Source organism: Providencia rettgeri, from assembly GCF_041075285.1.
Taxonomy (GTDB): domain Bacteria; phylum Pseudomonadota; class Gammaproteobacteria; order Enterobacterales; family Enterobacteriaceae; genus Providencia; species Providencia rettgeri_G.
In genome coordinates, this window is the sequence record NZ_CP163512.1 from 3,359,764 (window position 1) to 3,378,156 (window position 18,393).

Sequence of the window (18,393 nt, forward strand, 5' to 3'; positions counted from 1 at the left end):
AAACAGGGAAATTAACGTGTCAGAATCATTAAAAATTATCTTTGCGGGAACACCCGATTTTGCAGCCAAACATTTAGCTGCTCTCCTTGAAACCCAACACCAAATTGTTGGCGTTCTTACTCGCCATGATAAACCCGCTGGTAGGGGGAAAAAACTGACGCCAAGTCCTGTAAAAGTGTTGGCTCAGCAGCATGATATTCCTGTATTTCAGCCTATCTCCCTAAGAGATGCAGAAAATCAACAATGGCTCAAAGATAGAAATGCTGACCTCATGATCGTCGTCGCATATGGATTGATTTTACCACAAGCCGTTTTAGATATTCCGCGCTTAGGTTGTCTGAATGTACATGGTTCTTTATTGCCTCGTTGGCGTGGAGCTGCGCCGATCCAACGTTCAATTTGGGCGGGAGACACTGAAACTGGCGTGACGATTATGCAAATGGATGCAGGGCTTGATACCGGTGATATGCTGTATAAAGCAGTATGCCCAATCACAGCAGATGACACGAGTGCGACGCTGTATGAGAAGCTCGCGATCACAGGACCCAAAGCTTTAATTCATACCGTTGATATGTTGGCTTCTGGTCAATGCACTGCTGAAAAACAAGACGATACTCTCGCCAACTATGCAGAAAAACTTTCTAAAGAAGAAGCGCGTATTGACTGGCAACAAGACGCCACACATATTGAACGTTGTATTCGCGCATTTAATCCGTGGCCGATGAGCTATTTTATGGTTCAGGAACAAATGATTAAAGTTTGGCGAGCTGAAGTGATAGAAGGTTCATCGGGTAAACGACCCGGAACAATAGTTAAAGCCGATAAAAATGGGATATGCATTGCCACAGGAAATGGCCTATTAAATATTACCCATTTACAACCACCAGGCAAAAAAGCGATGAGTTCACAGGATATACTAAACTCTCGCCGTGAATGGTTTACCCCAGAACAAATTCTAGATTAATTAATCTGTAAACTGCCTGAAATATCAGGCAGTTTTATTTCAGTAACTAAAAGACCCATCTTTATTTATGAAAAACACATACAATTTGCGTAGTCTTGCTGCCACTGCAATTAATCAGGTTCTTGATAATGGACAGTCATTAAGTACCGTTTTGCCTGATCTACAACGCAATATCAACGATAAAGACAAAGCACTATTACAAGAAATATGCTTTGGCGTACTACGCAATTTGCCTAAACTCGAATGGTTTATTAGCCAATTAATGGATAAACCACTTACAGGTAAACAAAGAACACTGCACTATCTGATTATGGTGGGGATCTATCAGCTCCTTTATACACGTATACCCGCTCATGCCGCATTAGCAGAGACGGTAAACGGTGCAGTCGCACTCAAACGCCCGCAGCTAAAAGGTTTAATTAATGGTGTATTGCGTTCTTTTCAACGCCAACAAGTCCAATTAGAAGAACGAATCGCTAATAACAATAGTCGATATTTACACCCAAGTTGGTTACTCAAACGGTTACAAACTGCCTACCCTAATGAATGGCAAACTATTATCGAAGCCAATAATCAACGACCACCGATGTGGCTAAGAGTCAATTCCCAACATCATACAACCAAACAATACCTGAACTTATTAGAACAAGCGCAGATAACCGCACACTTGCACCCAACTCATCCAAGTGCGATCCGATTAAACGAGCCAACCGCAGTGTCAAAATTGCCAGGCTTCGAAGACGGTTGGTCAACAATACAAGATGTATCCGCTCAAGGCTGTGCAGAAATGCTCGATCCACAAAATGGGGAAAGTATTTTAGATCTATGTGCCGCCCCTGGTGGCAAAACAACGCATATTTTAGAGCTCGCACCAAAAGCAAAGGTTTTGGCTGTAGATATTGATGAGACACGTCTTAAACGTGTAAAGGAAAATTTAAATCGCCTCAAGCAACATGCAACCGTTGTGCAAGGAGATGGTACCCAGCCAGAAAAATGGGCTCAAGAACAACAGTTTGACCGCATCTTGCTTGATGCGCCTTGTTCAGCGACGGGCGTTATCCGTCGTCATCCCGATATTAAATGGCTGCGTCGTGAGTCTGATATAAACGAACTTGCAGAATTACAGGCTAAAATCTTAGAAGCCATTTGGCCTTATCTAAAAACAGGTGGTACTTTACTGTATGCAACATGTTCTGTAATGCCTGAAGAAAACAGCCAGCAAATACAGAATTTCCTTGCTAAGCATATTGATGCACATCTAAATGATGGAACTCAGGCAGGGTTACAAATATTGCCAAGTGCCGAAGGCGGTGATGGCTTCTTTTATGCACGTTTAATAAAACAAGCACAATAATAAGTCGTTAGTTACCTAATATAGGAATATGCAATGAAGATCATTATTCTAGGCGCTGGGCAAGTAGGCGGCACACTTGCTGAAAATTTAGTTGATGAGAACAATGATATTACAGTAGTTGATACAGATGGTGATCGTCTGCGTCAGCTACAAGATCAATTCGATCTACGAGTCGTCAATGGCCATGGTTCACATCCGCGGGTGCTTCGTGATGCAGGAGCCGAAGATGCTGATATGTTAGTCGCGGTGACAAACTCTGACGAAACAAATATGGTTGCTTGTCAAATTGCATATAGTCTATTTAATACGCCAAATAAAATTGCACGTATTAGAGCCACCGAATATATCCGTGAGGCGGATAAGCTATTTCTTCCAGAACAAATCCCTATTGACTATTTGATCTCCCCTGAACAATTAGTCATTGATTACATCTACAAACTTATTCAATACCCCGGTGCACTACAGGTTGTTAATTTTGCAGAAGGTAAAGTCAGCATTGTTGCCGTAAAAGCCTATTATGGCGGTTCACTTGTCGGAAATGCTTTATCGAGTTTACGTGAACATATGCCACATATTGATACACGTGTTGTTGCAATATTTCGACAAGACCGCCCAATTCGCCCCCAAGGCTCAACCGTTATTGAAGCGGGTGATGAAGTCTTCTTTGTTGCTTCAACACAACATATCAGAGCCGTTATGAGCGAACTACAAAGACTTGAAAAACCCTACAAGCGCTTAATGATTGTGGGGGGAGGTAACGTCGGGGCTGGGTTGGCTCGCCGTTTAGAAAAAGATTATAGCGTTAAACTTATCGAACGAAACCAGCAACGAGCGACCGAATTAGCACAATTATTACATGACACTATAGTGTTTTATGGTGATGCGTCTGATCAAGAGCTGCTGACTGAAGAACATATTGAGCAGATGGATGTATTTATCGCTCTCACAAATGATGATGAAGCCAACATCATGTCTGCCATGCTAGCCAAAAAAATGGGCGCGAAAAAAGCGATGGTGCTTATCCAACGCTCTGCCTACGTTGAGCTTGTTCAAGGCGGGGTCATCGATATTGCCGTTTCACCACAACAAGCCACAATTTCAGCGCTATTAAGTCATGTAAGAAAAGCCGATATTGTCAGTGTATCTTCTTTAAGAAGAGGAGTCGCTGAAGCCATTGAAGCCATTGCACATGGCGATGAAAATACCTCAAAAGTAGTTGGTAAAAAAATATCGGAAATCAAACTTCCTCCAGGAACAATTATTGGTGCAATAGTTCGAGAAGAGGAAGTTATTATTGCTAGCGATTACAATATTATTGAACAAGGTGACCATGTCATTATGTTTATTACAGATAAAAAATATGTTCCTGACGTGGAGAAATTATTCCAACCGAGTCCATTCTTTTTATAAAATAATAAAAAAAGATAGTAAATATTTGCAGCTTAATAATTCTAACGTCTATAATTTGTTAACCTAACACACATTTTGTTTCAATTGGGTTACTTATTAAGGGGTCGTCGATGAGTTTTTTAAAAGATTTTCGCGAATTTGCCATGAAAGGCAACGTAGTGGATATGGCTGTCGGTATTATTATCGGTGCTGCATTTGGTAAAATTGTCTCTTCTCTTGTTGCTGATGTCATCATGCCCCCTCTGGGCTTACTTATTGGTGGCGTTGACTTTAAGTCATTCAGTATCGTACTAAAAGAAGCACAAGGTGATTTGCCGGCTGTCGTACTTAATTATGGAATGTTTATACAAACTGTATTTGACTTTCTTATTGTCGCTTTTGCCATTTTTATGGCGATTAAAGTCATGAATAAAGTTCGTCGTGAAAAAGAAGCGGCTCCAGCTGAACCAACACCACCATCAACTGAAGAAGTTTTATTATCAGAAATTCGTGATTTATTAAAAGAACAGAATAAAAAATAACTAAAAGGCCAGTGGTAATAAGTAAATAAACTTATTACCGCTGGCCTCCCAGTTACCGACCTTATTATTTTTTCCTTTTCTTGTATAACTTCCTTTCCCTTTTTTATTTTTTTCAACTCTTTGACGAAATAATGGATCATGAAGTAGCGCTTCAATCGCATTATCTTTAATTTCACCACGTTTGTGCTGATATTTACTCATAATATTACCTTTATATATTTCACTTAATAAATCAATAAACCGTAGAAGCACCTCGTTCTAATATCTCCATAATAGAGCAGTATGTTGTCGCATGTTCATCACCACAGCATGCAGAACTCAGCATCTTCAATGAGTCGCGCATAATAATAAGCTCTTGGATCTTTTTTTCAACTTCCAGCAATCTGATATCAACAATATGTTTAGATTCCTGACAAGTATGATGCTCTGGATCGACTCGAATAGACAATAATTCCGCTATCGCTTCTAAGGTAAAACCTAATTGCTTAGCATATCGAATGAAACGTAATCTTTGCAGATCTTGTTCTGTAAACAAGCGATAACCACCTTCAGTTCGTACCTTATGCCCCATCAAACCCTGTTTTTCATAAAAACGAATTGTATCTGGAGTCACATCCGCTAGCTTTGCAATTTCACCTATCTTGTACATGCTCATAATACTGACCTACAAATATGGGTTGATAATAAGAAACTCAAGGGAAGAAAACCATTAAATTGAAGGGTAAGAATAGCAGGTACAAAAAAACCGGGCAAATATACCCGGTTTTCTTGAAAGCGACAACAGATTACTCTGCAGCAGCTTCTTGAGACTCAACAGCACGGTCAACAAGCTCGATGTAAGCCATCGGAGCGTTGTCGCCTGTACGGAAGCCACACTTAAGAATACGAGTGTAACCACCTGCACGAGCTGCGAAACGAGGTCCCAGTTCATTAAATAATTTTGCAACGATCTCGTTATCACGAGTACGTGCGAATGCCAGACGACGATTAGCTACGCTGTCGGTCTTGGCAAGAGTAATCAGCGGCTCAACGACGCGACGCAGTTCTTTCGCTTTAGGCAGAGTCGTCTTGATGATCTCATGACGAACTAAAGAACCAGCCATGTTACGGAACATAGCTTGGCGGTGGCTGCTGTTGCGGTTCAATTGACGACCACTCTTACGATGGCGCATGACCTTATCCTTCTCAGTAAAACCTTAACCTGTGATCTTAATCATCAGCAATACTTGCTGGTGGCCAATTTTCTAAGCGCATGCCCAGAGAAAGACCACGAGATGCCAAGACGTCCTTAATTTCAGTAAGAGATTTCTTACCAAGGTTAGGCGTTTTAAGCAACTCAACTTCTGTACGCTGTACCAGATCACCGATGTAGTGGATAGCTTCTGCTTTGAGGCAGTTAGCAGAGCGGACAGTCAATTCCAGATCGTCAACTGGGCGCAGTAAGATAGGATCGAATTCTGGTTTCTCTTCTTTAACTTCTGGTTGACGTACATCACGTAAATCAACAAAAGCTTCAAGTTGTTCAGCCAGAATGGTCGCTGCACGGCGAATCGCCTCTTCAGGATCGATTGTACCGTTAGTTTCCATTTCGATAACTAACTTATCCAAGTCAGTACGTTGCTCAACACGAGCTGCTTCAACATTGTAGGCAATACGCTCTACAGGGCTGTAGCAAGCATCGACTAACAAACGACCAATTGGGCGCTCATCTTCTTCCGAATGAACTCGGGCAGAAGCCGGCACATAACCACGACCACGCTGTACTTTAATTCGCATATTAATAGATGCGCTTTCGTCAGTCAGGTGGCAGATGATGTGCTGTGGCTTGACGATTTCGACATCACCATCATGGATGATATCGGCTGCAGTCACAGGGCCAATGCCAGATTTATTCAAGGTTAAAATAACTTCATCTTTCCCCTGAACTTTTACCGCCAGCCCTTTCAGGTTGAGGAGAATCTCCAGGATATCTTCCTGTACACCTTCTTTGGTGCTGTACTCATGCAGTACACCATCAATCTCAACCTCTGTCACCGCACAACCCGGCATAGACGAAAGCAGAATACGGCGCAGTGCGTTACCTAGAGTATGACCAAAGCCACGCTCTAAAGGCTCAAGGGTCACCTTAGCGTGCGTCGAACTCACTTGCTCGATATCTACCAGGCGCGGTTTTAGAAACTCTGTCACAGAACCCTGCATTGTGTCCTCTCTTTGGTGCTAAGCTTTACTTGGAGTAAAGCTCGACGATCAGGTGTTCGTTAATGTCCGCAGACAAGTCAGTACGTTCAGGAATACGTTTGAACACACCTTCCATTTTAGCAGCATCAACTTCCAGCCAAGTTGGCTTCTCACGCTGTTCAGCCAGCTCTAAAGCAGCCTTAATACGAGACTGTTTTTTAGCTTTCTCACGAACGCTGATAACGTCATTCGGGGAAACCTGATAAGAAGCGATATTAACTACGCGACCATTTACCATGATAGCTTTATGGCTAACCATTTGACGTGCTTCTGCGCGAGTTGCGCCAAAGCCCATACGGTAAACGACGTTATCAAGACGACCTTCCAGCAGAGTCAGCAGGTTTTCACCTGTGTTGCCTTTCAGACGTGTTGCTTCTTTGTAATAGTTACGGAATTGACGCTCTAGAACACCGTAAATACGACGAACTTTTTGTTTTTCACGTAACTGAACACCGTAGTCAGACAGACGCGGTTTACGCGCTCCGTGCTGGCCTGGTGCCTGTTCTAATTTACACTTGGTGTCAATCGCGCGAACACCAGACTTCAGAAAGAGGTCTGTTCCTTCGCGACGGCTCAGCTTGAGCTTAGGACCCAAATATCTAGCCATTTTCTTTCTCCAACAGTCCTAAAAAAAACGAAACGTATTAAACGCGACGTTTTTTCGGTGGGCGACAACCGTTATGAGGGATAGGAGTCACATCAGTAATATTAGTGATGCGGAAACCAGCGGCGTTCAGAGCACGAATTGTTGATTCGCGACCCGGACCCGGTCCCTTAACCATAACTTCCAGGTTTTTGATTCCGTATTCTTTCACAGCTTCTGCGCAACGCTCTGCTGCAACCTGAGCTGCGAACGGAGTAGATTTGCGAGAACCACGGAAACCGGAACCACCGGCAGTTGCCCAACCTAATGCGTTACCCTGACGGTCAGTAATTGTAACGATAGTGTTGTTGAAAGAAGCATGGATATGAGCCACACCGTCTGAGACTTGTTTTCTTACACGCTTACGTGCACGAACTGGTGCCTTTGCCATTATTTCAATACCCCGACTTATTTCTTGATCGGCTTACGCGGACCCTTACGGGTACGAGCGTTAGTCTTAGTACGCTGTCCGCGCACAGGAAGACCACGACGATGACGTAAACCACGGTAACATCCAAGGTCCATCAGACGCTTGATGCTCAGGGTAATTTCACGACGTAGGTCACCTTCTACCACATACTTGGCAACTTCGTCACGCAGCTTGTCGATTTGTTCTTCAGACAGCTCACTGATCTTAACATTTTCAGCAATACCAGTTGCTTCACAGATAGCCTGTGAACGAGTTTTGCCGATGCCGAAAATCGATGTTAAAGCGATTACGGTATGTTTATGATCAGGAATGTTAATGCCTGCTATACGGGCCACTATGCACTCCTAAGTTAAAATATACATTACTGTGCTGAAAAGCCCGTTTTCAGGATACTCAAACAATAATGTATCTTAGATAAAAAAGATTGGCTGGCTAATTTAGCCAGCTCAACCCAACTTTGCAAGAAAAAAATGCTTTTTCTTAACCTTGACGTTGTTTATGTCTTGGTTCAACACTACAAATTACACGAACGCTACCATTGCGACGGATAATTTTGCAGTTACGGCATAATTTCTTGACGGAAGCACGAACTTTCATTTTTACTCTCCGTAACTTCTAAGCAAACCATAATCACACAAAGTGATTACTTACCTTTCAGGTTTGCTTTCTTCAATGCAGACTCATATTGACTTGACATCATCAGAGTTTGCACTTGAGCCATAAAGTCCATGATAACGACAACCACAATTAAGAGGGAAGTACCACCAAAGTAAAAAGGTACTTTCATTGCGTCACGCATGAACTCCGGGATTAGGCAGATGAAGGTAATATATAGTGCGCCGACTAATGTCAGGCGAGTCATTACCTTATCAATGTACTTGGCCGTTTGCTCTCCCGGACGAATTCCTGGTACAAATGCACCGGACTTCTTCAGGTTATCTGCTGTTTCTCTTGGGTTGAAAACCAACGCCGTATAGAAGAAACAGAAGAAGATGATCGCAGAAGCATAAAGCAACACATATAACGGTTGACCAGGCTGTAAATACATGGAAATTGTAGTCAGCCAGTCCCAGCCAGTTCCATCACCAAACCAAGATGCTATTGTACCCGGGAATAGTATGATACTGGAAGCAAAAATTGCAGGAATTACACCCGCCATATTCACTTTTAACGGTAAATGCGTACTTTGTGCTGCATAAACACGGCGTCCTTGCTGGCGTTTAGCGTAATTAACAACGATACGACGTTGACCACGCTCCATAAACACAACAAAGAAAGTTACCGCGAATACTAATACCGCAACCAACAGCAACAGGAGGAAGTGCAGATCGCCTTGCCGAGCTTGCTCGATGGTATGGCCAATAGCCGGCGGTAATCCCGCAACAATACCAGCGAAGATAATGATTGAAATACCGTTACCGATACCTCGTTCAGTTATCTGTTCACCTAACCACATCAAGAACATTGTCCCTGTGACTAAGCTAACAACAGCCGTAAAGTAGAACGGGAAGCCTGGATCAATAACTAACCCTTGCATCCCTGGCATATTCGGTAGACCCATTGCAATACCAATAGATTGGAATATTGCTAATACCAGAGTACCCCAGCGAGTATATTGGCTTATCTTCCGACGACCTGCTTCTCCTTCCTTCTTAATCTCTGCTAATCGTGGATTAACCACTGATAATAATTGGATAATAATCGATGCTGAAATATACGGCATGATACCCAAAGCAAAGATAGAAGCACGGCTAAGAGCACCACCAGAGAACATGTTGAACATTTCAATGATGGTGCCTTGTTGCTGTTCGAGCAATTTGGCAAGCACAGTGGCATCAATACCAGGGATTGGAATAAAAGAACCAATTCGGAAAACAATTAGCGCACCAATTACAAACAAAAGTCTGCGTTTAAGTTCGCCAGCTCCACCTTTGGCACTTTGAAAATCTAATCCCGGTTGTTTAGCCATCTGTCACTTATTCCTCAATTTTACCGCCGGCAGCTTCGATTGCAGCGCGAGCACCTTTAGTAACACGAAGGCCACGTACAGTAACTGCACGGTTCACTTCGCCAGACAGAATAACTTTCGCAAATTCAATCTGGATGCCAACAACGTTCGCGGCTTTCAGTGCGTTCAGATCAATAACATCGCCTTCAACAGCAGCAAAATCAGACAGACGAACCTCTGCAGTGATCATTGCTTTACGTGAAGTGAAGCCGAATTTCGGCAGACGACGATATAAAGGCATCTGGCCGCCTTCGAAACCACGACGTACGCCACCGCCAGAACGAGATTTCTGACCTTTGTGACCACGGCCGCCAGTTTTACCCAGACCAGAACCGATACCACGACCTACGCGTTTAGGCGCGTGCTTGGCACCTTCAGCCGGAGACAGAGTATTTAAACGCATCTCTTACTCCTCAACTTTAACCATGTAGGAAACCAAGTTGATCATACCACGAACGGCAGGAGTATCCTCACGTTCTACTGTATGACCAATGCGACGCAGACCTAAACCAGTCAAAGTTGCCTTATGCTTAGGCAGACGACCGATTGAACTGCGAACTTGTGTAATTTTAATAGTCTTAGCCATGGCCGATTACCCCAGAATTTCTTCGACGGATTTTCCACGCTTAGCTGCGACCATTTCTGGAGACTTCATGCTGTCTAAAGCATCCAGTGTTGCACGAACCACGTTAATTGGGTTTGTGGAACCGTAGGTTTTAGCCAGTACGTTGCGAACTCCAGCTACTTCTAACACAGCACGCATTGCACCACCGGCAATGATACCGGTACCTTCGTGAGCAGGTTGCATAAACACGCGAGAACCGGTGTGTGTACCTTTCACTGGGTGGAATAATGTGCCGTTGTTAAGAGCAACGGTTTTCATACTGCGACGGGCTTTTTCCATCGCTTTCTGGATTGCTGCCGGAACTTCGCGCGCTTTGCCGTAGCCAAAACCAACGCGACCGTTACCATCACCAACTACAGTCAGTGCGGTAAAGCTGAAAATACGGCCACCTTTAACGGTTTTTGCTACGCGGTTTACCGCGATCAGCTTTTCCTGCAGTTCGCCAGCTTGTTTTTCGATGTGAGACATCTTACACCTCTACCTTAGAACTGAAGGCCAGCTTCACGGGCAGCATCTGCCAGTGCCTGGACTCTACCATGATATTGGAAACCAGAACGGTCAAAAGCAACAGCAGTGATGCCTTTTTCCAATGCGCGTTCAGCAATTAATTTACCAACTACTGCTGCTGCGTCTTTGTTTCCAGTAAACTTAACTTGTTCATTGATAGCTTTTTCTGTAGTAGAAGCTGCAACCAATGTTTCAGAACCGTTTGGTGCGATAACCTGCGCATAAATATGGCGTGGAGTACGATGTACCACCAGGCGAGTCGCACCCAATTCTTGGATCTTACGGCGTGCGCGGGTCGCACGACGGATACGAGCTGCTTTCTTATCCATAGTGTTACCTTACTTCTTCTTAGCCTCTTTGGTACGCACGATTTCATCGGCGTAACGAACACCTTTACCTTTGTAAGGCTCAGGACGACGGTAAGCACGCAGTTCTGCTGCAACTTGACCAATCACTTGCTTATCCGCACCTTTCAGTACGATTTCAGTTTGTGTTGGACATTCAGCAGTAATGCCTGCTGGCAGTGCGTGTTCAACCGGATGCGAAAAACCTAAAGACAAGCTAACAGCATTGCCTTTGATTGCTGCACGGTAACCAACACCAACCAGTTGAAGCTTTTTAGTGAAGCCATCTGTAACACCGACAACCATTGCATTACACAGTGAACGAGTCGTACCCGCTTGTGCCCATGCATCATCGAAACCAGCACGTGGTCCGAAAGTTAAATGGCCATCTTCATGTTTAACTTCAACTGCATTATGGATAGTACGAGTAAGCTCGCCGTTTTTACCCTTAATCGAAATAACCTGACCGTTGAGTTTTACCTCTACGCCGGCAGGAATGACGACGGGTGCTTTTGCCACACGAGACATTCTTTCCTCCCGAATTAAGCTACGTAGCAGAGAATCTCGCCACCAAGACCAGCTTGGCGAGCTGCACGATCAGTCATGACACCTTTAGAGGTAGAAACAACAGCGATACCTAAGCCAGCCATAACTTGTGGCAGCTCATCTTTTTTCTTATAGATGCGCAGACTTGGGCGGCTTACACGCTGAATGCTTTCTACAACAGCCTTACCTTGGAAATAACGTAAAGTCAGTTCCAGTTCTGGCTTGATGTCGCCTTCAATTTTAAAATCTTCAATATAACCTTCTTCCTTCAGCACTTTGGCAATCGCCACTTTCAGCTTGGAGGAAGGCATGGTGACCGCAACTTTGTTCGCGGCCTGACCGTTACGGATACGGGTCAGCATATCCGCGATGGGATCTTGCATGCTCATCTGTCTTTACTCCCGTGATTCAAATGGAATTACCAACTTGCCTTTTTAAGGCCCGGGATTTCACCGCGCATAGCGGCTTCACGGACTTTAATACGGCTCAGACCAAACTTCCGCAGGAAACCGTGCGGACGCCCTGTTTGACGGCAGCGGTTACGCTGACGAGAAGGACTTGAATCACGTGGCAGTGTTTGCAGCTTGAGAACAGCGTCCCAGCGATCTTCATCAGATGCTTTAACATCAGAGATGATAGCTTTCAATTCAACGCGTTTTGCGAAGAACTTCTCAGCTAATTTAGCACGTTTAACATCACGCGCTTTCATAGATTTCTTAGCCATGAGTACCCTGCCTTACTTGCGGAACGGGAAGTTGAACGCTGCTAACAGTGCGCGACCTTCGTCATCTGATTTCGCAGTCGTGGTGATAGTAATATCTAAGCCACGCACACGATCCACTTTATCGTAATCGATTTCAGGGAAGATGATTTGTTCACGAACACCCATGCTGTAGTTACCGCGACCATCGAAAGACTTAGCGGACAAGCCACGGAAGTCACGAATACGTGGTACAGCAATAGAAATCAGACGCTCAAGGAACTCCCACATGCGTTCGCCACGCAGGGTTACTTTACAGCCGATTGGATAGCCCTGACGGATTTTGAAGCCTGCAACAGATTTGCGTGCTTTGGTGATCAATGGTTTTTGACCAGAGATAGCTGCTAAATCAGCTGCTGCGTTATCCAGCAGTTTTTTGTCAGCAATCGCTTCACCAACACCCATATTCAGGGTGATCTTCTCGACCCGAGGGACTTGCATGACAGAAGTGTAACTAAACTCAGACATGAGTTTATTAACAACTTCGTCTTTATAGTAATCATGCAGTTTCGCCATCGTATACTCCAAAAATTACTTGATAGTTTCACTGTTAGATTTGAAGAAACGGACTTTTTTACCGTCTTCGAATCTAAAGCCTACACGGTCAGCCTTACCAGTTGCCGCGTTAAAGATTGCAACGTTAGAAACTTGAATAGCCGTTTCTTTTTCAACGATGCCACCTGGTTGGTTCAGAGCCGGAACTGGCTTCTGATGTTTTTTAACCAGATTAATACCTTCAACGATAACTTTACCAGAAGAAAGAACCTGTTTTACTTTACCGCGCTTACCTTTATCTTTACCAGTTAGCACGATAACTTCGTCATCACGACGGATTTTCGCTGCCATAGTTCGCTCCTTAGAGTACTTCAGGTGCCAGAGAGATAATTTTCATAAACTTCTCATTACGAAGTTCACGAGTTACCGGCCCAAAAATACGCGTACCGATTACTTGCTCGCTGTTATTGTTTAATAACACACAAGCATTACCATCGAAGCGAATGACAGAACCGTCAGGGCGACGTACACCCTTCTTGGTGCGCACCACTACCGCTTTCAGGACATCACCCTTTTTAACCTTACCGCGTGGAATTGCTTCTTTAACAGTAATTTTAATGATGTCGCCTACATGTGCATAGCGACGGTGCGAGCCACCTAGAACCTTGATACACATTACGCGACGTGCACCGGAGTTGTCGGCCACGTTCAGCATAGTCTGTTCTTGGATCATTTTAGTGCTCCGCTAAATGTCAACTACTACTGAGCCACCTCATCTCATTATGAAGAGGCCGTTCAAATATACCCATACTACGAGGGCGCGGCATTATAACACCACATCAACGCGATGGACAGAAAAAAATAAACGGCTCAGTCAAAAAGAGCCGTTTATTCATCAGTAAAGCCTATTCTATTACAGAACAGCTTTTTCTACAACGCGAACTAAGGCCCAAGACTTAGTCTTAGACAGTGGACGAGTTTGGCGGATTTCTACCACGTCACCAATTCCACATTCATTGTTCTCGTCATGTACGTGCAATTTAGTCGTACGACGGATGAATTTACCATACAGAGGGTGTTTCACCATACGCTCGATAGCAACAACAATAGATTTCTCCATTTTATCGCTAACTACACGACCTTGCAGAGTACGGATTTTATCGCTCATTACGCACCTGCCTTCTCAGTCAGTAAAGTCTTCACACGTGCGATATCGCGACGCACTTGTTTCAACAGATGAGACTGTTGCAGCTGACCGCTTGCAGCTTGCATACGTAAATTAAATTGTTCACGCAGCAGATTCAGCAGTTCAGCATTCAGCTCTTCAACGCTTTTTACGCGCAGCTCTTGTGCTTTCATTACATCACCGTCTTAGTTACAAAGGTGGTTTTGATAGGCAGTTTCGCTGCTGCCAGAGAGAATGCCTCACGAGCCAGCTCTTCAGGCACACCGTCCATTTCGTACAGGACTTTTCCAGGCTGAATTAAGGCAACCCAATATTCTACGTTACCTTTACCTTTACCCATACGAACTTCAAGTGGTTTCTCAGTAATTGGTTTGTCTGGGAACACACGGATCCAGATTTTACCTTGACGCTTAATAGCACGGGTCATAGCACGACGTGCCGCTTCGATCTGACGTGCAGTCAGACGACCACGGCCAACAGCTTTAAGACCGAAAGTGCCGAAGCTAACATCCGTACCTTGCGCCAGACCACGGTTGCGGCCCTTGTGCACCTTACGGAATTTTGTACGCTTTGGTTGTAACATCAGCGACTCTCCTTACTTGCGGCCTTTACGCTGCTGCTTTTTAGGTTGAGCAGCTGGTTTCTCAGCTTGTTCAACGGCAGCCATACCACCCAGAATCTCACCTTTGAAGATCCATACCTTAACGCCGAGAACACCATATGTAGTGTGCGCTTCTGAAGTGTTGTAATCGATATCAGCACGTAATGTGTGCAGTGGCACACGGCCTTCACGATACCACTCGGTACGAGCGATTTCAGCACCACCTAAACGGCCGCTGACTTCAACTTTGATACCTTTAGCGCCCAGGCGCATTGCGTTCTGTACTGCACGCTTCATAGCACGACGGAACATAACACGACGTTCCAGCTGTGAAGAAATGCTGTCAGCAACTAATTTTGCGTCCAGTTCTGGTTTACGAACTTCGGCGATATTGATTTGCGCAGGAACACCAGCGATATCCGCTACTGTTTTACGCAGTTTTTCAACGTCTTCACCTTTCTTACCGATAACGATACCTGGGCGAGCAGTGTGAATAGTCACACGAATGCTTTTCGCAGGACGTTCGATAACGATGCGAGAGATTGACGCTTTTGCCAATTCTTTATTCAAGTACTGGCGTACTTTAAAGTCGCTGTCTAGGTTGTCAGCGAATTCATTAGTATTCGCATACCAAGTAGAGTTCCAAGGTTTGACAATACCCAGGCGAATACCATTAGGATGTACTTTCTGACCCATTGCTAGTCTCCAGAGTCTCAGCGATCGGACACAACCACAGTGATGTGGCTGGTGCGCTTAAGAATACGATCTGCACGGCCTTTCGCACGCGGCATGATGCGTTTCATAGTTGGACCATCGTCTACGAAAATTTTCGCAACTTTCAGGTCATCAATGTCAGCGCCATCGTTTTGCTCTGCGTTAGCAATTGCAGATTCAAGTACTTTCTTCACTAAACCAGCAGCTTTTTTGTTGGTGTAGGTCAGAATTTCCAGAGCTTGCGACACTTTCTTACCGCGAATCAGGTCGGCAACTAAGCGAACCTTCTGGGCAGAAGAACGAGCGTGGCGATGTATAGCTAAAGTTTCCATCTCTTCCTCCTATCCTTAACGTTTCTTAGCTTTCTTATCTGCCGCATGGCCGCGATAAGTGCGAGTCGGTGCGAATTCACCCAGTTTGTGACCAACCATTTCGTCGGTTACGAAAACTGGAACATGCTGACGACCATTATGGACAGCGATGGTCAATCCGATCATATTAGGAAAGATCGTTGAACGACGGGACCAAGTCTTGAGAGGCTTCTTGTCTCCGCTTTCCACCGCTTTCTCTACCTTCTTCAGCAAGTGCAGGTCAATAAAAGGACCTTTCTTGAGAGAACGTGGCATGGCTTATCCTCTAATTATTTTTTAGAACGATGACGTACGATGAATTGATCAGTACGCTTGTTGCTACGAGTTTTCTTACCTTTGGTCTGAACGCCCCATGGTGTTACTGGGTGTTTACCAAAGTTACGGCCTTCACCACCACCATGTGGATGGTCTACTGGGTTCATCGCAGTACCGCGAACGGTAGGACGAATACCACGCCAGCGGCTAGCACCAGCTTTACCGAGAACACGTAACATATGTTCAGCGTTACCAACTTCACCTAAGGTTGCACGGCAATCTGCTAATACTTTACGCATTTCACCAGAACGCAGACGTAATGTGACATAAGCGCCATCACGAGCAACGATTTGAGCGTAAGTACCTGCTGAACGCGCTAACTGACCACCTTTACCTGGTTTCAGTTCGATGTTATGAACTGTAGAACCAACAGGGATGTTGCGCATTGGCATTGCATTACCAGCTTTGATTGCTGAATCAACACCAGATTGAATCTGGTCACCAGCTTTCAGGCCTTTTGGTGCAAGAATATAACGACGTTCACCGTCTTTATATAGAACCAGTGCGATGTTCGCAGAACGGTTTGGATCATATTCCAAACGTTCAACAACCGCAGGGATACCATCTTTGTTGCGTTTAAAGTCAACTAGACGATAATGTTGCTTATGGCCACCACCGATGTGACGGGTAGTGATACGGCCATTGTTGTTACGACCACCGGATTTGCTGTTTTTTTCTAACAGCGGAGCATAAGGTTTACCCTTATGCAGCTCAGGGTTAACCACTTTAACTACGTGGCGACGGCCCGGAGACGTAGGTTTACATTTAACAACTGCCATTGTTCTTTACTCCTCCGACTTACTCAGCACCGCTAATGAAGTCCAAATTTTGGCCTTCTTTCAGCGTGACGTAAGCTTTTTTCCAGTCGCTACGACGACCAGTGCGCTGACCGTGGCGTTTAGTTTTGCCTTTAACCAGCAAAGTGTTAACACCTTCAACTTCAACTTCAAACAGTTTCTGTACAGCAGCTTTAATTTCTGCTTTAGTCGCGTCTTTCGCAACTTTGAGAACGATGGTATTGCTTTTTTCCATCGCTGTAGAAGCTTTTTCAGATACATGCGGCGCGCGCAGTACTTTCAGCAGACGTTCTTCACGGATCATGCCAGCATCTCCTCAACTTGCTTCACAGCATCAGCAGTCATAACCACTTTGTCGAAAGCAATTAGGCTAACTGGGTCGATACCTGCTGCATCACGGACGTCAACCTTGTACAGGTTACGTGCTGCTAAGAACAGATTTTCATCTAATTCAGCAGTGATGATCAGAACATCTTGCAGAGCCATATCTTTCAATTTCTGTGCCAGCAACTTAGTTTTAGGTGCTTCAACAGAGAACTGTTCGACAACGATCAGACGATCTTGACGTACCAACTCAGAGAGGATGCTTTTTAACGCACCACGGTACATCTTTTTATTAACTTTTTGACTGTGGTCCTGTGGTTTAGCTGCGAAGCTAACACCACCAGAGCGCCAGATTGGGCTCTTGATTGAACCAGAACGTGCGCGGCCTGTGCCTTTTTGACGCCATGGTTTTTTACCTGAACCAGAAACTTCAGCACGAGTTTTCTGAGCACGAGTACCTTGACGAGCACCAGCTGCATACGCAACAACTACTTGGTGAACAAGCGCTTCATTGAAATCACGCCCGAAGGTAGTTTCGGAAACAGTCAGCGCGCTTTGCGCGTCTTTCATTACCAATTCCATTCCTATCTCCTCGACGTTAAGCCTTGACAGCCGGTTTTACGATCAGGTTGCTACCAGTTGCTCCTGGAACAGCACCTTTGACCAGCAGCAGGTTGCGCTCAGCGTCAACACGTACTACATCTAAGCTTTGAACAGTGACACGTTCATTACCCAGTTGGCCTGCCATTTTCTTGCCTTTAAACACTTTGCCCGGAGTCTGGTTTTGACCGATAGAACCCGGAACACGGTGTGACAAGGAGTTACCGTGAGTAGCATCTTGAGTACGGAAATTCCAGCGCTTAACTGTGCCAGCAAAACCTTTACCTTTAGATGTACCAGTAACATCGACTTTTTTAACGTCAGCGAAAATTTCAACGCTAATGCTTTGACCTGCAGTAAATTCAGCACCTTCTTCAGTACGGAATTCGCGCAGAATACGGCCAGCTTCAACGCCAGCTTTAGCGAAATGACCTGCTTCAGGCTTAGTTACACGGTTAGCTTTTTTGCTACCAGTAGTAACCTGAATTGCATTGTAACCGTCAGTTTCTACAGTTTTAACCTGAGTAACGCGGTTATTTTCAATTTCGATAACAGTTACAGGGATAGAAACACCATCTTCAGTGAAGATACGTGTCATTCCCACTTTCTTACCGACTAAACCAATCATTGTTTCAACCTC

General features: G+C 44.7%; 32 protein-coding genes and 1 pseudogene. 4 read left to right on the top strand and 29 right to left on the bottom strand.

The features are described 5' to 3' along the window. Window positions 1-16: 16 nt before the first annotated feature. The 4 genes from fmt (at window position 17) to mscL (ending at window position 4,249) form a co-directional block, all read left to right on the top strand. Window positions 17-964, top strand: coding sequence for a methionyl-tRNA formyltransferase (gene fmt, locus AB6N04_RS15330; RefSeq protein ID WP_369309127.1), 948 nt, complete (start codon window positions 17-19; stop codon window positions 962-964). Window positions 965-1,031: 67 nt separating this feature from the next. Beyond that, the gene (gene rsmB / locus AB6N04_RS15335; RefSeq protein ID WP_369309128.1) at window positions 1,032-2,318 is read left to right on the top strand and encodes a 16S rRNA (cytosine(967)-C(5))-methyltransferase RsmB; all 1,287 of its coding nucleotides are present in this window, start codon (window positions 1,032-1,034) and stop codon (window positions 2,316-2,318) included. Between the two features lie 33 nt (window positions 2,319-2,351). Next, on the top strand, window positions 2,352-3,728 hold the full coding sequence (gene trkA / locus AB6N04_RS15340; protein ID WP_369309129.1) for a Trk system potassium transporter TrkA: 1,377 nt from the start codon (window positions 2,352-2,354) through the stop codon (window positions 3,726-3,728). Between the two features lie 110 nt (window positions 3,729-3,838). Further along, window positions 3,839-4,249, top strand: coding sequence for a large-conductance mechanosensitive channel protein MscL (mscL, locus tag AB6N04_RS15345; protein WP_369309130.1), 411 nt, complete (start codon window positions 3,839-3,841; stop codon window positions 4,247-4,249). On the opposite strand, the pseudogene AB6N04_RS15350 reads toward mscL, so the two are convergent. The 29 genes and pseudogenes from AB6N04_RS15350 to rplC form a co-directional block, all read right to left on the bottom strand. Next, window positions 4,131-4,450: pseudogene (locus tag AB6N04_RS15350) on the bottom strand (alternative ribosome-rescue factor A). The gene mscL and the pseudogene AB6N04_RS15350 sit on opposite strands and share 119 nt — an antisense overlap. A 31-nt stretch (window positions 4,451-4,481) precedes the next feature. Beyond that, window positions 4,482-4,898, bottom strand: coding sequence for a Zn(2+)-responsive transcriptional regulator (zntR, locus tag AB6N04_RS15355; protein WP_369312144.1), 417 nt, complete (start codon window positions 4,896-4,898; stop codon window positions 4,482-4,484). 136 nt (window positions 4,899-5,034) lie between these two features. Continuing rightward, the gene (gene rplQ, locus AB6N04_RS15360) at window positions 5,035-5,421 is read right to left on the bottom strand and encodes a 50S ribosomal protein L17 (protein ID WP_014657271.1); all 387 of its coding nucleotides are present in this window, start codon (window positions 5,419-5,421) and stop codon (window positions 5,035-5,037) included. Between the two features lie 37 nt (window positions 5,422-5,458). Then, window positions 5,459-6,448 (bottom strand): DNA-directed RNA polymerase subunit alpha, encoded by a 990-nt coding sequence (gene rpoA, locus AB6N04_RS15365; RefSeq protein ID WP_004265491.1) that lies wholly within the window; start codon window positions 6,446-6,448, stop codon window positions 5,459-5,461. A 25-nt stretch (window positions 6,449-6,473) separates the two neighbouring features. Then, a complete protein-coding gene (gene rpsD, locus AB6N04_RS15370) occupies window positions 6,474-7,094 on the bottom strand; it encodes a 30S ribosomal protein S4 (RefSeq protein WP_004265487.1) in 621 nt (206 codons plus the stop codon). A gap of 37 nt (window positions 7,095-7,131) precedes the next feature. Beyond that, the gene (gene rpsK / locus AB6N04_RS15375) at window positions 7,132-7,521 is read right to left on the bottom strand and encodes a 30S ribosomal protein S11 (RefSeq protein WP_004388621.1); all 390 of its coding nucleotides are present in this window, start codon (window positions 7,519-7,521) and stop codon (window positions 7,132-7,134) included. Between the two features lie 17 nt (window positions 7,522-7,538). Beyond that, the gene (gene rpsM / locus AB6N04_RS15380; protein WP_004907144.1) at window positions 7,539-7,895 is read right to left on the bottom strand and encodes a 30S ribosomal protein S13; all 357 of its coding nucleotides are present in this window, start codon (window positions 7,893-7,895) and stop codon (window positions 7,539-7,541) included. A 145-nt stretch (window positions 7,896-8,040) separates the two neighbouring features. Beyond that, entirely contained in the window at window positions 8,041-8,157 is a 117-nt protein-coding gene (gene rpmJ / locus AB6N04_RS15385) for a 50S ribosomal protein L36 (protein ID WP_004265484.1), read from the bottom strand. Window positions 8,158-8,203: 46 nt separating this feature from the next. Beyond that, the gene (gene secY / locus AB6N04_RS15390; protein ID WP_369309131.1) at window positions 8,204-9,529 is read right to left on the bottom strand and encodes a preprotein translocase subunit SecY; all 1,326 of its coding nucleotides are present in this window, start codon (window positions 9,527-9,529) and stop codon (window positions 8,204-8,206) included. 7 nt (window positions 9,530-9,536) lie between these two features. Then, window positions 9,537-9,971, bottom strand: a complete 435-nt coding sequence (rplO, locus tag AB6N04_RS15395; RefSeq protein ID WP_369309132.1) for a 50S ribosomal protein L15 — start codon at window positions 9,969-9,971, stop codon at window positions 9,537-9,539. Window positions 9,972-9,974: 3 nt separating this feature from the next. After that, complete coding sequence (gene rpmD / locus AB6N04_RS15400; RefSeq protein ID WP_369309133.1) at window positions 9,975-10,154, bottom strand: 50S ribosomal protein L30; 180 nt, start codon at window positions 10,152-10,154, stop codon at window positions 9,975-9,977. 6 nt (window positions 10,155-10,160) lie between these two features. Continuing rightward, a complete protein-coding gene (gene rpsE / locus AB6N04_RS15405) occupies window positions 10,161-10,661 on the bottom strand; it encodes a 30S ribosomal protein S5 (RefSeq protein WP_006657022.1) in 501 nt (166 codons plus the stop codon). 14 nt (window positions 10,662-10,675) lie between these two features. Then, window positions 10,676-11,029 (bottom strand): 50S ribosomal protein L18, encoded by a 354-nt coding sequence (gene rplR / locus AB6N04_RS15410; protein WP_369309134.1) that lies wholly within the window; start codon window positions 11,027-11,029, stop codon window positions 10,676-10,678. Between the two features lie 9 nt (window positions 11,030-11,038). Beyond that, complete coding sequence (gene rplF, locus AB6N04_RS15415) at window positions 11,039-11,572, bottom strand: 50S ribosomal protein L6 (protein ID WP_369309135.1); 534 nt, start codon at window positions 11,570-11,572, stop codon at window positions 11,039-11,041. A gap of 14 nt (window positions 11,573-11,586) precedes the next feature. Continuing rightward, entirely contained in the window at window positions 11,587-11,979 is a 393-nt protein-coding gene (gene rpsH / locus AB6N04_RS15420; RefSeq protein WP_004907134.1) for a 30S ribosomal protein S8, read from the bottom strand. Between the two features lie 29 nt (window positions 11,980-12,008). After that, window positions 12,009-12,314, bottom strand: coding sequence for a 30S ribosomal protein S14 (rpsN, locus tag AB6N04_RS15425; protein WP_004265458.1), 306 nt, complete (start codon window positions 12,312-12,314; stop codon window positions 12,009-12,011). 12 nt (window positions 12,315-12,326) lie between these two features. Beyond that, window positions 12,327-12,866, bottom strand: coding sequence for a 50S ribosomal protein L5 (gene rplE, locus AB6N04_RS15430; protein WP_369309136.1), 540 nt, complete (start codon window positions 12,864-12,866; stop codon window positions 12,327-12,329). 15 nt (window positions 12,867-12,881) lie between these two features. After that, window positions 12,882-13,196, bottom strand: a complete 315-nt coding sequence (gene rplX / locus AB6N04_RS15435) for a 50S ribosomal protein L24 (protein WP_047756683.1) — start codon at window positions 13,194-13,196, stop codon at window positions 12,882-12,884. 10 nt (window positions 13,197-13,206) lie between these two features. Then, window positions 13,207-13,578 (bottom strand): 50S ribosomal protein L14, encoded by a 372-nt coding sequence (gene rplN / locus AB6N04_RS15440; RefSeq protein WP_004265449.1) that lies wholly within the window; start codon window positions 13,576-13,578, stop codon window positions 13,207-13,209. Window positions 13,579-13,758: 180 nt separating this feature from the next. Further along, window positions 13,759-14,013, bottom strand: coding sequence for a 30S ribosomal protein S17 (rpsQ, locus tag AB6N04_RS15445; protein WP_004265446.1), 255 nt, complete (start codon window positions 14,011-14,013; stop codon window positions 13,759-13,761). Then, window positions 14,013-14,204, bottom strand: a complete 192-nt coding sequence (gene rpmC / locus AB6N04_RS15450) for a 50S ribosomal protein L29 (protein ID WP_206086917.1) — start codon at window positions 14,202-14,204, stop codon at window positions 14,013-14,015. Before rpmC ends, rpsQ begins: the two co-directional genes overlap by 1 nt. Continuing rightward, a complete protein-coding gene (gene rplP, locus AB6N04_RS15455; RefSeq protein ID WP_004265436.1) occupies window positions 14,204-14,614 on the bottom strand; it encodes a 50S ribosomal protein L16 in 411 nt (136 codons plus the stop codon). Before rplP ends, rpmC begins: the two co-directional genes overlap by 1 nt. A 12-nt stretch (window positions 14,615-14,626) precedes the next feature. Next, window positions 14,627-15,328 carry a 30S ribosomal protein S3 gene (rpsC, locus tag AB6N04_RS15460; RefSeq protein WP_004907131.1) on the bottom strand — a complete coding sequence of 234 codons (702 nt, stop codon included), beginning with the start codon at window positions 15,326-15,328 and terminating at the stop codon, window positions 14,627-14,629. A 17-nt stretch (window positions 15,329-15,345) separates the two neighbouring features. Continuing rightward, window positions 15,346-15,678 (bottom strand): 50S ribosomal protein L22, encoded by a 333-nt coding sequence (gene rplV / locus AB6N04_RS15465; protein WP_206086916.1) that lies wholly within the window; start codon window positions 15,676-15,678, stop codon window positions 15,346-15,348. A gap of 15 nt (window positions 15,679-15,693) precedes the next feature. Continuing rightward, window positions 15,694-15,972 carry a 30S ribosomal protein S19 gene (gene rpsS / locus AB6N04_RS15470; RefSeq protein ID WP_004265426.1) on the bottom strand — a complete coding sequence of 93 codons (279 nt, stop codon included), beginning with the start codon at window positions 15,970-15,972 and terminating at the stop codon, window positions 15,694-15,696. Window positions 15,973-15,986: 14 nt separating this feature from the next. After that, entirely contained in the window at window positions 15,987-16,811 is an 825-nt protein-coding gene (gene rplB, locus AB6N04_RS15475; RefSeq protein ID WP_206086915.1) for a 50S ribosomal protein L2, read from the bottom strand. A gap of 19 nt (window positions 16,812-16,830) precedes the next feature. Then, window positions 16,831-17,133 carry a 50S ribosomal protein L23 gene (rplW, locus tag AB6N04_RS15480; RefSeq protein ID WP_206086914.1) on the bottom strand — a complete coding sequence of 101 codons (303 nt, stop codon included), beginning with the start codon at window positions 17,131-17,133 and terminating at the stop codon, window positions 16,831-16,833. Then, the gene (rplD, locus tag AB6N04_RS15485) at window positions 17,130-17,735 is read right to left on the bottom strand and encodes a 50S ribosomal protein L4 (RefSeq protein ID WP_036955909.1); all 606 of its coding nucleotides are present in this window, start codon (window positions 17,733-17,735) and stop codon (window positions 17,130-17,132) included. The genes rplW and rplD overlap by 4 nt, the downstream gene beginning before the upstream one ends. A gap of 16 nt (window positions 17,736-17,751) precedes the next feature. Beyond that, window positions 17,752-18,381, bottom strand: a complete 630-nt coding sequence (rplC, locus tag AB6N04_RS15490; protein WP_369309137.1) for a 50S ribosomal protein L3 — start codon at window positions 18,379-18,381, stop codon at window positions 17,752-17,754. Between the last annotated feature and the right edge of the window lie 12 nt (window positions 18,382-18,393).